Consider the following 13,139-nt stretch of genomic DNA (forward strand, 5'->3'; position numbering starts at 1 on the left):
CGGTAACCCGCTTTTGTCTTTCGCAGTAATTCCTTACCTTCACCCACTCGAAAACTCATACTTAAATTATGAAATTATTAGAAGGAAAAATCGCACTGATAACGGGTGCATCAAAAGGCATAGGCCGTAAAATAGCAGAGAAATTTGCCGAGCACGGTGCAAAAGTTGCCTTTACCTATTTATCATCTGTAGAAAAGGGCCAGGCATTGGAGCAGGAACTACAGGTCTTTGGCACACAGGTAAAAGGTTACCGCAGCGATGCCTCCAAATTTAACGAAGCCGAAAAACTGATAAACGATATTGTTGCCGATTTTGGCGCATTGGATATTGTGGTGAACAACGCCGGAATCACCAAAGACGGACTGCTGATGCGCATGACCGAAGAACAGTGGGACGAGGTTTTAAACGTAAACTTAAAATCGATATTCAACGTTACTAAAGCAGCTTCAAAAGTGATGTTGAAAGCCCGAAGGGGTGTTTTTATTAACATGAGCTCGGTAGTAGGTGTACAGGGGAATGCAGGTCAGTCCAACTATGCCGCCTCAAAAGCGGGTATTATCGGTTTCTCTAAATCGATAGCAAAAGAATTAGGCTCGCGCAATATCCGCACCAATGTGGTAGCACCGGGCTTCATCCGTACGGAAATGACCGACGTGTTAGACCCTAAAGTGGTTGAAGGCTGGGAAGCAGATATCCCGTTGAAACGTGCCGGCGAACCCGAAGACGTAGCCAATACCTGCGTATTCCTGGCATCAGACATGGCAGCATACATTACCGGCCAGGTTATTCCTGTTGACGGCGGGATGTTGTAGGTTTAAGCTGAACATATTACCATGTCCTGGTGAGCCTGTGGAACCATTAACGAATCTGCTAAGTCTTCGATAGGGTCAGATTGACAACCAAAGAGGATTTACGATGTATATATTAACAAAAGCGGCAAGCATAATCCTGCCGCTTTTGTTATGTAATATATGTTTCATAACCCTATCTCCCAAACCATCCTCACTATGACAACCGACCGCGGCCCGGATAAAACCGTTTGTCCATCAGAAATAGCGCGCGCGTTATTCCCTGTAAACTGGCGTAAATACATGCCAGAGGTAAGGAATGCAGCCATTGAGTTACAAAAAGCAGGCAAAGTGACGATAATACAAAAAGGCCAACCGGTAGATGTTGATCAGATTAAAGGCCCAATCCGTATAAAAATTAATTAAACCCATTCCACAATAAATTCGCATTTTGCGGGTATGGATGTTATGGGCCAATTTACCACTCATTATTCACTACGTACCACCAATGTCGTTTAACTGGGGATCTGTTTCGGGATGGTGGCTGCCTGCTTGCATTGTGCTGGGCCTGCTGTATGCCTGGCTCATGTATCGTAAGCCGGTACAGTTAGTAAAAAGTATGCGCAATGCTCTTTTTGCTTTCCGGGCGCTGGTGGTTAGTTTTTTGGCCTTATTGATCGTATCTCCGCTGGTTAAGTCTACCACTTATCAGCCGCAGAAACCTGTAATTTTGATAGCGCAGGATAATTCGCAGTCGGTGAAGCTGTTCAGCAAAAGTGCCTTTTCACTTAGAAAAGGTTGGGCCGATGCCCTCAAAAAACAGCTCGGCGACGGCTACGAAGTGCACGAATTTCATTTCGATAAGGATCTTAAAGATAGCGTTTCGGATACGTATGATGGCCGCCAAACCGATATTGCCAACGCGCTGCACCAGCTAAACGAGCGCTTTGTAAACCGAAACATCGGCGCGCTGGTATTAGCTACCGACGGATTGTACAATCTTGGTGCCGACCCGCAGTATGAAGCAAGTAATATCAAAACCAACATCTATACCGTTGCCCTGGGCGATACCATTCCCCGCCGCGATCTGCTTATCAGCAATGTAAATTACAATAAAACGGCTTTTTTGGGTAATGATTTTGAGGTAGAGATTTTGGCCGAAGCTTACCAAAGCGCAGGCGAAAGTATGCGCCTAACCATTACCGAAGATGGCAGGCAGGTACACCAGCAAAACATCGCTGTTACATCCGCCGCATTTAAAAAAGTTATCCCGGTGAAGCTGAATGCCGGTAAAAAAGGCATCCGCAAGTTTACTATTGAGCTGGCCCCGGTTAAAAATGAGCTATCGGTACAAAACAATAGCGAAACCATTTATATAGATGTGCTGGATGCACGCCAAAAGATCCTGTTACTGTATGATGCGCCTCACCCAGACCTTGCCGTGATTAAGCAAGGCATCGAAAGCAATAAGAACTTTGAGGTAAAAACCAGCCTGGTCAGCGATCTGAGCACGATAAAACTTACTGATTATAGCATGGCTATTTTTTACCAGCTATCGGCAGGCAGTTACAGTAAACTGCAGGGCCTGCAGCAAAGTAAAACGCCATTGTGGCATATTGCAGGCACCCAAACTAACTTGCCGGCCTTTAACAACGCACAAAGCGCTGTTAAAATAAATAGCAGCAGCCCAGAGGTGCAGGAGGCCTTTGCCCAGCCCGTACCTACGTTTTCTGCTTTTACACTTACAGATTCTTCGCAAAATAAACTGAGCAAGCTGCCGCCTTTATTGGCTGCTTTCGGTAATTACACGGCAGCAGGCACAGCATCTGTTTTGTTAAAACAAAAGATTGGTAATGTAGAAACTAATTACCCGTTGCTGGCTTTTAACGATGATGCAGGCCGCAAACAGGCTGTATTAACCGGCGAAGGGCTTTGGCGCTGGCAATTGGCCGAGTACCGCGAGTTTGGTAACCACCACGCAGTAGAGGAATTGTTAAGCCAAACCGTGCAATACTTAACCGCAAACGCAAACCGGCAGCGTTTTAGGGTTTATTCATCCAAAAATGTTTTTGATGAGGGCGAGAATGTTTTGCTGAATGCGGAGCTTTACAATGAAGCGCTTGAACTGATCAATACCCCGGATGTGAAAATAAACCTGAAGAGTCGGGCAGGCAAAAGCTACAGCTTTTTGTTTACCCGCAGCGGGCAAAGTTACCAGTTGAATGCAGGCACACTGCCGGTTGGCGAATACACTTACTCGGCCACAACAAGCAATGGCAAACAGGCGTTTACGGCAAACGGGCAATTAACCATCAAACAGCTTAACCTGGAAACCCGCCAAAGTACCGCTGACCATCAACTGCTGCGCAATATAGCTGCACAATCGGGCGGGCAAATGCTGCTGCCTTCGCAAATAGATCAACTGGCCGGCCTGATCCGCAAGAACGAAAACATCAAAACCGTTGTTTATGAGGATAAACGATACAGCGACCTGATAGATGTGAAATGGGTTTTTGTACTGATCTTATTACTGCTTAGTGCCGAATGGTTTTTAAGAAAGCGCGAAGGGGAGGTTTAGGAGTGGTGATCAGAGATTAGCGTTTGGTGAATAGTTATATTATAGCCAGGGGCTTTAGCCAAAATCATAGTTGGCACATATTGTAAAATTATTATTCGCTTAATCAACAAGAGGGTAATGAATTTTATCTTTGAATACAATTCTGTACATGATATGAAAATCAAACTAACGCTCATCCTGCTATTGTTTACAGCAAGTACTGCTTTTAGCCAGCAACTCAATATTGGTACTTATAATCTTCGTTATTCTAATGGGGAAGATTCTACCGCTGGTAACGGCTGGGGGCAGCGCTTTCCCTGGATAGCTAAGATCATCCGGTTTCAGGATCTGGATATTTTTGGTACGCAGGAAGCCAAGTACCACCAGTTAACCGAATTAACCGATAGCCTGCCCGGTTACAGGTGGATAGGGGCAGGGCGCGACGATGGTAAACACGGCGGCGAACATTCGGCCATATTTTACAAGGCCGGAAGGTTTAAACTGTTAAAAACAGGCAATTTCTGGATGTCGGCTATAACCGATAAACCCAACAAGGGCTGGGATGCCGCACTGCCACGCATCTGTACCTGGGCGCAGTTCAGGGAAGTGAAAACAGGCTTTACCTTTTACTTTTTTAACCTGCATATGGATCATATCGGCGTTATTGCCCGCAGGGAAAGCGCTAAACTGGTGCTGCAAAAGATCAGGCAGATGGCAGGCGCCACGCCAACTATTTTAACCGGCGATTTTAATGTAGACCAAACATCAGATAGCTATGCGGTAATAAACAATTCTGGTGTGCTGAAAGATAGCTATATGCTGTCGCCTGTTAAGCTGGCGCCAAGCGATACCTTTAACGATTTTGATGCCAACACAGCCGGTGATAAACGTATCGACCATATATTTGTAACCAAACAGTTTAAGGTAAAACGCTATGCTATTTTAACCAATACTTACCACGGCCGTACCCCGTCAGACCATTACCCGGTGGTAGCAATTATGGGATATTAGCCCATGGCCCATAGATGATGGTCCATAGCTAAAGCGTATTTTACTATGGCCTATGGACTATCGACTATTAACTAAAAAAACTATCTTCGCTATCATGTCGCCTAACGAAGCTAAAGAAAAAATTGAGGCCCTTACTGCCGAACTGAAACAGCATACCTACAACTATTATGTGCTGGCTATGCCTACCATATCCGATTATGATTTTGACCAGAAGCTGGAGCAGTTAGGCAAACTGGAAAAACAATTCCCGGAATTTTTAAACCCCGAATCGCCCACGCAAGTAGTAGGCGGCGATATCACTAAGGAGTTTGTTACGGTTAAGCACCGTTGGCCCATGCTATCGTTAGGGAATACCTATAACGAGCAGGAACTAATAGATTTTGATCAGCGCATCCGTAAAGCAATTGGCGATAATTTTGAGTACGTGTGCGAGTTGAAATTTGATGGTTTATCCATGAGTTTAACTTATGAGAACGGTAAGCTGGCCCGTGCCGTAACCCGCGGCGATGGCACACAAGGCGATGAGGTAACTACCAATGTGCGTACTATCCACAACATCCCCAAAAAACTGAATGCCGGTAATTATCCCGATCTGTTCGAGATTCGTGGTGAGGTATTTATGCATCTTAAAGCCTTTGAACGTTTAAATAAAGAACGTACAGATAACGGTGAGGTGCCTTATGCTAACCCCCGCAATTTTGCATCGGGCACCATGAAACTGCAGGACTCGGCCGAGGTGGCCCGCCGCCCGCTGGATTGTTTTCTGTACGGCCTGTACACCGAAAAAACTCTGTTTAAAACCCATTGGGAAAGCCTGGAGGCCGTAAAAAGCTGGGGCTTCCACGTAGATAACCATAGCCGTTTGGTAAGCGATATCAACGGAGTGATGGAATTTATTAACCACTGGGATACCGAGAGGCATAACTTGAGTTATGATATCGATGGCATCGTTATTAAAGTAAACAACTATTCGCAGCAACAGGAACTAGGCTTTACGGCTAAATCGCCGCGCTGGGCCATATCCTATAAATTTAAGGCCGAACGGGTAGAAACCGAACTTTTAGAAGTTAGTTACCAGGTGGGCCGCACAGGCGCCGTTACGCCAGTTGCTAATTTAAAACCTGTGCTATTGGCAGGTACAACCGTAAAACGTGCCACGCTGCATAATGCAGATGAAATAACAGAACGCCTTAAACTGCACCAACATGATACTGTTTTTGTAGAAAAAGGTGGCGAGATCATCCCTAAAATCATCAGCGTAAACCTGGATAAGCGCCGGCCCGGTGCAAAGGCCATTGCCTACATTACCCATTGCCCGGCGTGCGATACAGCACTATTGCGTACCGAAGGCGAAGCGGCCTGGTATTGCCCCAATGATGAAGGTTGCCCGCCGCAGATAGTTGGCAAAATGCAGCATTACATTGGCCGCAAAGCGATGAATATAGACGGCCTGGGCGACGAAACCATCGAAACCCTTTACCGTCAGGAATTTATTAAGCACATTAGTGATATTTATCATCTGCACGAACGGGCCGGTGACCTGAAACAGTTGGGCCGCTTCGGCGAAAAATCTATCAACAACATGCTGGATGGTATAGAAAGATCTAAACAGCAGCCGTTTGAGAAAGTATTGTTTGGCCTGGGCATCCGCTACGTGGGCGAAACTGTTGCCAGGAAGCTGGTAGCACATTTTAAAACGATTGATAACCTCATGAAGGCCACGGCAGAGGAACTGACCGCTGCCGAAGAGATTGGCGGCCGCATAGCCGAAAGTATTACCGAATATTTTGCAGATGATAAGCATCGCGAAGAAATAGAAAAGCTAAAGGCAGCAGGCCTGCAGTTTATAGTCGAAGAAAAGAAAGTTACACTTGCCAGCGACAAATTCTCCGGCCAGAGTTTCATTATATCGGGCGTGTTCGAAAAATACTCGCGCGATGAGCTGAAGGATATTATTGAACAAAATGGCGGCAAGATACTAAGCAGCATATCGGCTAAATTAAATTACCTGGTAGCAGGGGATAACATGGGGCCTGCCAAATTAGAAAAAGCCACTAAATTAAAGATCTCTATCATTAGCGATGAAGAATTGCTGGCGATGTTAGGTTAATCACAATAAAGGATATGAGCATGATACAATGGGGCATTATAGGATGCGGCAACGTAACCGAAAAAAAGAGCGGGCAAGCTTATAATAAAATAGCAGATAGTAAACTGGTTGCCGTGATGCGCCGCGATGCCGAAAAGGCAGCGGATTACGCCCAACGCCATCACGTTGATAAATGGTACAGCGATGCCGAAGACCTGATGAACGATGTGCAGGTTAACTCCGTTTCGATAGCTACGCCGCCTGCCTCGCACCTGGATTATGCTTTGCGCGCGATTAAAAAGGGCCTGAATATTTATGTGGAGAAACCCGTTACCCGCAACGCGCAGGAAGCGCAGGCCATAGCTGAAGCCGTGCGCGAAAGCGGGGCCAAATTAACAGTTGCCCATTATCGCCGTGCGCTGCCTATGTTTTTGCACGTTAAAAATTTGATAGATAGCGGCGCCATAGGCGAAATTCGCACCGTGCAGATAAGAATGTGGAAATACCCCAACCCGGATGCGCAGGCCGATGTAAATAACTGGCGCCTTCAGCCGGAATTTTCTGGCGGCGGCTATTTTCATGACCTGGCCCCGCATCAGCTGGACCTGATGCTTTACTATTTTGGCGAACCGCAACAATCTGCCGGCTTTAGTTTAAACCAGGGTGGTTTTAGCCCGGCAGACGACCATGTTTGCGGGCAGATACTGTTTAAAAATAAGGTTGTGGTAAACGGCTCCTGGTGTTTTAACGTTGCCCAAAGCGAGGCTGTTGATAGCTGCGAGATCATCGGCACTAAAGGGAAGATCACGTTTCCATTTTTTGGTACATTTGTAACCTGTAAGAATGAAGAGGGTGAAAATACGGTTAGCTTTGTACATCCCGAACACATCCAACAGCCGATGATCACCAAAATAGTGGCCTACTTTAAAGGCGAAGGGCCCAATCCCTGCACTATTGATGAAGCTGTGGTATTAATGAAAATAATGGATTCGTTTACCATCGCTCAAAAAATATAATTAATTTAGCATCAGCATAATAAAAAATGAAAAGGGTAATCCGGGCAGCTTTATTATTTACTTTGGCGGCGGGTGTAAAAGCATCGGCCCAAAGTTACGAGCCTCTTAAATCCTATCATTTTGCCAATAATCAGGACTTTGAAAAGTATGAACAGGATATCGTTAAAACGGCCGACTGGCTGCAGCAAACTCCGTGGGCTGTACAAGGTGCAAGGGCCGAAAAGGCTAACCAGTTTGTTTTAGACTGGGCGCAAGGTTCGCCCGTAGTGCTGATAGAATTAAAACAAGCCATTATGGATCTATCGGATGCTAACCCGCAGCTGGGTTTTGTTTACATGGCGCAATACTCTAAATATACCATTCAGCATAAAAATAATTTTGATAAGATCAGTGCCAATATGGCCGCATTAAAGGCTGTTATGGCCAAATACATAGCCGAGCCTACCCATAACCCGGATAAGGACGTTGAACAACTTATACAGCTGGATAAGCAGAGTAAGCTGGAATACTGGATAGAAAATGAATTTGCCTTTAATTAATAACAAACCCTGCTTATTACAGGGCTTGTTATTAATTAAAAAATCAATCTTTCTTTTTGGGCACCTTTGCACCCTCTTTACGTGATTCAGACAGGCCTATGGCAACAGCTTGTTTTTTGCTGGTAACTTTTTTACCACTGCCGCTCTTTAGTTTCCCTTCTTTCATTTCGTGCATGGTTTTTTCCACTTTTTCGCCTGCTTTTTCTGAATATTTTGTCATGATCGTATAAATTAAGTTTATACTCAATTTGGAGCAAAGTATTTGCCAAACTATTAGGATACCTGCTCTAAGGCATCAATATCTGTGGCGTTTATGAGCAGTAAGTGCCTGGTTATTTTTTCGGCATTCCAGTTCCACCAGGCAATTTTATTAAGGCGGGCTACCTGGCGGTCATTATAACGCATCCGGATAATTCTGGCAGGGTTGCCACCTACTACGGCATAAGCGGGTACATTTTTAGTTACAACTGCTTTGGCGGCAATAATAGCGCCGTTGCCTATTTTTACACCGGGCATCAGGGTGGCATCGTAACCTATCCAAACATCGTTGCCAATTATCATATCGCCTTTATTAGGGTATTTAGCGCGCACATCGGCATCATTATTTACCTTTTCCCAGCCTTTGCCAAAAACACCAAACGGGAAGGTAGAGATAGGTTGCGTTTGGTGATTGGCGCCGTTCATGATAAATTTAACACCAGATGCGATGGCGCAAAAGTTACCTACGATGAGTTTATCACCAATAAAATCAAAATGGTATAAAACGTTTTTTTCGAAGTTGCTGGCATCGGTAAAGTCAGCATAATAGGTATAGTCGCCTATAATTATGTTGGGATTATTTACCTGGTTTTTTAAAAATACTAGGTTTGTGTGCGGTTCTAAAGGGTATAGCACAGCAGGATCTGGTCCGTTAAGCATCGTAGTGAAATTATGGAATGAAAGAAATAATTAACAACACCGGGCCCGCGTCTTTAGGGGTAAAGATTAGAGAAGCATTAAGCTGACAGGCCGGTTACACTATCATTGTTGTAATTATTAATTAATAATGCAAATATATAATTCCTTGTCATTAATAAATCAACATTTATGCAGGTGCATAAAACATATATATAAACTTAATGTTGATGCATCTAAATAAAATATACCCCCAATGTCTGTAAAAAAATTGATTGCACCCTTTTATGAGCGTTTAGCCCTTGTTCTTATCGGCCTTTGTACGCTTTTTTATCTGATTATAATCGGTAAAGAAATTCTCGACCCTATGATGTTCGGTTTTTTATTTGCCGTACTGCTGTTGCCCGTTTCTAACTTTTTAGAAAAAAAATGCAGGCTGCCGCGTAGTGCATCATCATTCGTATCTATATTATTGCTGGTTGGTTTTGTAGGTGGGGTGCTTTATTTAATTGGCTCGCAGGTATCAAGCCTTGCCAACGATTGGCCAATGCTGCAAAAACAGGTAACCCAATCTATCAACAACCTGTCAGACTGGGTGCAAAACACATATCACATCAATACACATAAGCAATTAACTTATGTTAACAGCACGGCCGATAAAATTATGGAATCGGGCACAGCGGTGCTGGGTACAACTTTCGGTGCGGTATCATCGCTGCTGTTGTTTTATGTTTTTATCCTGATCTTTACCTTTTTTATACTGTTTTACAGGCGCTTGCTGTTCCGTTTTATTACCTGGGTTTTTAGCGAAGAGCATAAAACCATTGTGGTTGATATTGTAGAGAACGTGCAGAAGATATTACGCCAATATATTTTAGGCCTGCTGATAGAGATGGTGATCGTATCGGGTATGGCTATTACGGTGTTTTATATTATAGGGATTAAATATGCGGCCTTGCTGGGCATTATTGTAGGTGTGTTTAACATCATCCCTTACATAGGTATTTTTACGGCATTGCTGCTAAGTACCATAGTTACTTTTGCAACCGGCACACTTAGCCAGGCTGTTACCGTAGCTGTAAGTGTTATAGGCATACATGCTGTTGATGCTAACTTTTTGCTGCCTGCTGTGGTGGGTTCAAAAGTGCGTTTAAATGCACTGATATCATTCATCGGTATTATTATTGGTGAAATGGTGTGGGGATTATCGGGCATGTTCCTGTCTATCCCGGTTATGGCCATTATTAAAATCATATTTGACCGGATAGAGAGCCTGAAGCCATGGGGTTATCTGCTTGGCGGCGATTATGAATACAAGGATTCGGCACGGAAAAAAATGAAGACCGAGTAAGTATTAACTAATCAGCTGATAAATGCGGATGTATAAAGTAACGGCATAAGCCATTAATACCAAGGTATTAAGTACCAGCAGCCAGTTAAGATCTGTTTTGCTAAATTTTTTAATAGAGCATATCACCAGCAAGGCAATAAAACCCAATATGAGTAATATGGGGAATGCCAGTGTCCATACATGTATGGGGGTAAGGTAAAGGTGCTGTAATTTAGCAGTGTCGCCTTGCAGGAATGGTATAAGCGCTATCAGCAGTAAAAAGAAGAATAAACGGGTTACAATTTTAGCGGCTATCTGGCTTGTTTTCATTCGCTGGCAAATTAGTAAATTTGGCGTAATGTATAATCATCGCAAACTATCCATCCTTATATTTTTACTGTTACCCGTTTTTGCGCTGGCGCAGGTTAAGCCGGTAGCGTCCTTCCGTATAGTGCCTTTGGGGGTATTAGGCGGTGCCGATGAAAGCAACCTTTCGGCTTATATGCTGGCTCCTGCAGGGTCAGCTAACTATATCTGTTTAGACGCCGGTACTATCCATGCAGGCATAGCTAAAGCAGTGGCCAACAAAGCTTTTTTAGTATCTGAAAGCGTGGTGTTAAGGAGATATATCAAAGGTTATTTTATTTCCCACGCCCACCTGGATCATTTGGCGGGAATGATCATGAACTCGCCCGAAGATACTACCAAAAATATTTATGGTTTAAAAAGCACGCTCGAAACCATCAAAACCCATTATTTTACCTGGGAAAGCTGGGCGAATTTTGCTGACGACGGCGGTGCACCACAACTTAAAAAGTATCATTACAAGGCCCTGGAGCCGGGTACGGAAACCACTATTGAAAATACCGATATGCAGGTGCAGGTATTCCCGCTGGCGCATGCAAACTTAACCAGTACTGCGTTTTTAATTAAAAGTAAGGATAGCTATGTGTTGTACCTGGGCGATACCGGCGCCGATGCTGTTGAAAAAAGCCAAAACCTGCATAACCTTTGGGCGGCTGTTGCACCATTGGTAAAGGCCAAAAGCCTTAAGGCTATTATGATAGAAGTATCATTCCCTAACGAGCAGCCGGATAAAAGCCTGTTTGGGCACCTTACCCCGCATTTGCTGATGAACGAGATGCAGGAGCTGGAAGCACTTAGCGGCACATCTTTAAAAGGGCTTAATATGGTAGTTACCCACCTAAAACCACCTCATAAAAGTATCATTAAAATAAAGCAGCAGCTAAAAGCCGGTAATAAATTTCAATTAAATTTGATCTATCCGCAGCAGGGCCGGGCTTTAAACCTGTAAGTGCTGATACTTGTTAACCCTCACCTAAATCCTTTACAAGTAGGAGAGGGCTTATTTATCGTCTAACAGGTCCACACAGTTTTTTGATAATACTTTTAGCCGGGCATTTAAGGTTGCTGCCCCCTGCGTATCTCCCATATTTTTGTAGAGTGATTTGATAATAGATAAAGTTTCGTCGGTAGGGTCGCAAGCCTGGGCTTTTTTTAAATAAGGGAGTGCTTTTTTGGCCGCAATGGTGTATAAGCGGGTTAGCCTTTTATTTTCGTTTATATCCGATTGAGCTGCGTTCAGCTTTGCGCCGATGTCTTGTACATCTTTCAGGTATAAATAGCCAAGGGCACGCTGTGCCACATAATAGTCGGGCATGGCGGCGGCAACTTTTTGGTAAAATTCTATGGCCTTTACAGATTGGCCGTCGTTCTCAAACAAATTCCCTATAGCATAGTAAAAATTTAAACGCGTATTGGCCTTTAGTTTATCCGCATTGGGGATGATATCCTGCCCAAGTGTAAGGGCAAGGTCTGAATTTTGATCCATCCGCGCCTTGTTAAAATCGAAGTATTTGTTATAAACCTCGTCGGCGGTTTGGGCCTGGGTGGTTACGGCAGCCAGCAAAATAGAAAATAAGACTACGATTTTTTTTAACATGATCTGTTTTATAAAAAAGCGAATATCGGATTATGGATCAAGAATAATGAAATAATGACAGCTGTTTTTAGGTAGGACCTGTTTATTGCCGATTAGTTTAAATTCCAGTCAGGATTGTGTTTGAGCCGCTTCCCAGCCTATTATAGCAGTTTTGCGGTTGCTGCCCCAATGGTATTGCCCAAATTCGCCGGTAGATTTAATTACCCTGTGGCAGGGTATCAAAAACGCAACCGGGTTGGCGCCAATCGCGCTGCCCACGGCACGGCTGGCGGTTGGCATTTGTACCGTATTGGCCACGATGGAGTAGGTGTTCAACTCACCCAACGGGATTTTTAACAGTGCTTCCCAAACCTTCAACTGAAAACTGGTACCCTTTAAGTGCAACTTGATGTTGGATAACTGAGACCAGTCCTTTTTGAAAAAGAGTAGGGCGTTTTGCTGTGCCAGATCTACCACCTGGTAATAACTGGCATTGGGGAACTGCGCATACAATTCGTTAAAGGCGGCGTCTTTATCATCAGCGAAAGCCATATAGCAAATACCTTTTAAGGTGGATGCCACAAGGATATTGCCAAAGGGTGTTTCGGCATAGCTAAAGTTGATAGATAATGCTTTGCCGCCATTTTTGTATTCGGCTGGTGTCATTCCCTCAATGTTAATGAACAGATCGTGCAGGCGGCCGGTACCCGACAAGCCCGTTTCAAACGCGGCATCAAACAGGGTGGCCTGTTCTTTCAGGATGCCTTTGGCGTATTCTAAGCTGAGGTATTGCAGGAACTTTTTTGGGCTGATGCCGGCCCAATCGGTAAACATACGCTGGAAATGGAAAGGGCTAAGGTTTACCTTTTCGGCCACTTCATCCAGGTTGGGCTGGGCTTTAAAGTTGAGTTTTATGTAGTCTATCGCCTCGGCAATACGATCATAATTGATATTGTTTTGTGTTTCCATAATT

Annotated in this window: 14 protein-coding genes; 9 read left to right on the plus strand and 5 right to left on the minus strand. The window is 44.3% G+C overall.

From position 1 onward, the window contains the following. The first annotated feature begins 68 nt into the window (after positions 1–68). The 7 genes from fabG (at position 69) to E2R65_RS07750 (ending at position 8,000) form a co-directional block, all read left to right on the plus strand. On the plus strand, positions 69–812 hold the full coding sequence (gene fabG, locus E2R65_RS07720) for a 3-oxoacyl-[acyl-carrier-protein] reductase (protein WP_134335901.1): 744 nt from the start codon (positions 69–71) through the stop codon (positions 810–812). A gap of 159 nt (positions 813–971) precedes the next feature. Then, positions 972–1,214, plus strand: coding sequence for a DUF3253 domain-containing protein (locus E2R65_RS07725; protein ID WP_134335902.1), 243 nt, complete (start codon positions 972–974; stop codon positions 1,212–1,214). Between the two features lie 82 nt (positions 1,215–1,296). Then, entirely contained in the window at positions 1,297–3,366 is a 2,070-nt protein-coding gene (locus E2R65_RS07730) for a vWA domain-containing protein (RefSeq protein ID WP_134335903.1), read from the plus strand. 153 nt (positions 3,367–3,519) lie between these two features. Continuing rightward, complete coding sequence (locus E2R65_RS07735) at positions 3,520–4,356, plus strand: endonuclease/exonuclease/phosphatase family protein (RefSeq protein ID WP_134335904.1); 837 nt, start codon at positions 3,520–3,522, stop codon at positions 4,354–4,356. A 94-nt stretch (positions 4,357–4,450) separates the two neighbouring features. Then, positions 4,451–6,466 (plus strand): NAD-dependent DNA ligase LigA, encoded by a 2,016-nt coding sequence (gene ligA / locus E2R65_RS07740; RefSeq protein WP_134336012.1) that lies wholly within the window; start codon positions 4,451–4,453, stop codon positions 6,464–6,466. Positions 6,467–6,480: 14 nt separating this feature from the next. Continuing rightward, entirely contained in the window at positions 6,481–7,461 is a 981-nt protein-coding gene (locus tag E2R65_RS07745; RefSeq protein WP_134335905.1) for a Gfo/Idh/MocA family protein, read from the plus strand. 26 nt (positions 7,462–7,487) lie between these two features. After that, complete coding sequence (locus E2R65_RS07750) at positions 7,488–8,000, plus strand: hypothetical protein (RefSeq protein WP_134335906.1); 513 nt, start codon at positions 7,488–7,490, stop codon at positions 7,998–8,000. A 43-nt stretch (positions 8,001–8,043) separates the two neighbouring features. Here the strand turns inward: E2R65_RS07750 and E2R65_RS19715 are convergent, their stop codons facing one another. Next, positions 8,044–8,220 carry a DUF6496 domain-containing protein gene (locus E2R65_RS19715; protein ID WP_183500321.1) on the minus strand — a complete coding sequence of 59 codons (177 nt, stop codon included), beginning with the start codon at positions 8,218–8,220 and terminating at the stop codon, positions 8,044–8,046. Between the two features lie 53 nt (positions 8,221–8,273). Further along, complete coding sequence (locus E2R65_RS19960) at positions 8,274–8,918, minus strand: CatB-related O-acetyltransferase (protein WP_134335907.1); 645 nt, start codon at positions 8,916–8,918, stop codon at positions 8,274–8,276. A gap of 232 nt (positions 8,919–9,150) precedes the next feature. On the opposite strand from E2R65_RS19960, the gene E2R65_RS07760 reads away from it, so the two are divergent. Beyond that, positions 9,151–10,245: an AI-2E family transporter gene (locus tag E2R65_RS07760; RefSeq protein ID WP_134335908.1), complete on the plus strand. Its 1,095-nt coding sequence runs from the start codon at positions 9,151–9,153 to the stop codon at positions 10,243–10,245. A 3-nt stretch (positions 10,246–10,248) separates the two neighbouring features. Here E2R65_RS07760 and E2R65_RS07765 read toward each other — a convergent pair whose 3' ends face one another. Further along, a complete protein-coding gene (locus E2R65_RS07765) occupies positions 10,249–10,554 on the minus strand; it encodes a hypothetical protein (RefSeq protein WP_134335909.1) in 306 nt (101 codons plus the stop codon). Positions 10,555–10,582: 28 nt separating this feature from the next. On the opposite strand from E2R65_RS07765, the gene E2R65_RS07770 reads away from it, so the two are divergent. Then, entirely contained in the window at positions 10,583–11,539 is a 957-nt protein-coding gene (locus tag E2R65_RS07770) for an MBL fold metallo-hydrolase (protein ID WP_134335910.1), read from the plus strand. 51 nt (positions 11,540–11,590) lie between these two features. Here the strand turns inward: E2R65_RS07770 and E2R65_RS07775 are convergent, their stop codons facing one another. Next, positions 11,591–12,187: a tetratricopeptide repeat protein gene (locus E2R65_RS07775; RefSeq protein WP_134335911.1), complete on the minus strand. Its 597-nt coding sequence runs from the start codon at positions 12,185–12,187 to the stop codon at positions 11,591–11,593. Between the two features lie 108 nt (positions 12,188–12,295). Continuing rightward, complete coding sequence (locus E2R65_RS07780; protein ID WP_134335912.1) at positions 12,296–13,135, minus strand: bifunctional helix-turn-helix domain-containing protein/methylated-DNA--[protein]-cysteine S-methyltransferase; 840 nt, start codon at positions 13,133–13,135, stop codon at positions 12,296–12,298. Between the last annotated feature and the right edge of the window lie 4 nt (positions 13,136–13,139).

The organism is Mucilaginibacter phyllosphaerae (assembly GCF_004378255.1).
GTDB lineage: Bacteria > Bacteroidota > Bacteroidia > Sphingobacteriales > Sphingobacteriaceae > Mucilaginibacter > Mucilaginibacter phyllosphaerae.

Coding starts and splice junctions, on each gene's coding strand:
- E2R65_RS07735 (WP_134335904.1), top strand. CDS start 3,520: ATGAAAATCAAACTAACGCTCATCCTGCTATTGTTTACAGCAAGTACT.
- E2R65_RS07770 (WP_134335910.1), top strand. CDS start 10,583: ATGTATAATCATCGCAAACTATCCATCCTTATATTTTTACTGTTACCC.
- E2R65_RS07745 (WP_134335905.1), top strand. CDS start 6,481: ATGAGCATGATACAATGGGGCATTATAGGATGCGGCAACGTAACCGAA.
- E2R65_RS07750 (WP_134335906.1), top strand. CDS start 7,488: ATGAAAAGGGTAATCCGGGCAGCTTTATTATTTACTTTGGCGGCGGGT.
- E2R65_RS07730 (WP_134335903.1), top strand. CDS start 1,297: ATGTCGTTTAACTGGGGATCTGTTTCGGGATGGTGGCTGCCTGCTTGC.
- E2R65_RS07780 (WP_134335912.1), bottom strand. CDS start 13,135: ATGGAAACACAAAACAATATCAATTATGATCGTATTGCCGAGGCGATA.
- E2R65_RS19960 (WP_134335907.1), bottom strand. CDS start 8,918: ATGCTTAACGGACCAGATCCTGCTGTGCTATACCCTTTAGAACCGCAC.
- E2R65_RS19715 (WP_183500321.1), bottom strand. CDS start 8,220: ATGACAAAATATTCAGAAAAAGCAGGCGAAAAAGTGGAAAAAACCATG.
- E2R65_RS07765 (WP_134335909.1), bottom strand. CDS start 10,554: ATGAAAACAAGCCAGATAGCCGCTAAAATTGTAACCCGTTTATTCTTC.
- E2R65_RS07775 (WP_134335911.1), bottom strand. CDS start 12,187: ATGTTAAAAAAAATCGTAGTCTTATTTTCTATTTTGCTGGCTGCCGTA.
- fabG (WP_134335901.1), top strand. CDS start 69: ATGAAATTATTAGAAGGAAAAATCGCACTGATAACGGGTGCATCAAAA.
- E2R65_RS07725 (WP_134335902.1), top strand. CDS start 972: ATGTTTCATAACCCTATCTCCCAAACCATCCTCACTATGACAACCGAC.
- ligA (WP_134336012.1), top strand. CDS start 4,451: ATGTCGCCTAACGAAGCTAAAGAAAAAATTGAGGCCCTTACTGCCGAA.
- E2R65_RS07760 (WP_134335908.1), top strand. CDS start 9,151: ATGTCTGTAAAAAAATTGATTGCACCCTTTTATGAGCGTTTAGCCCTT.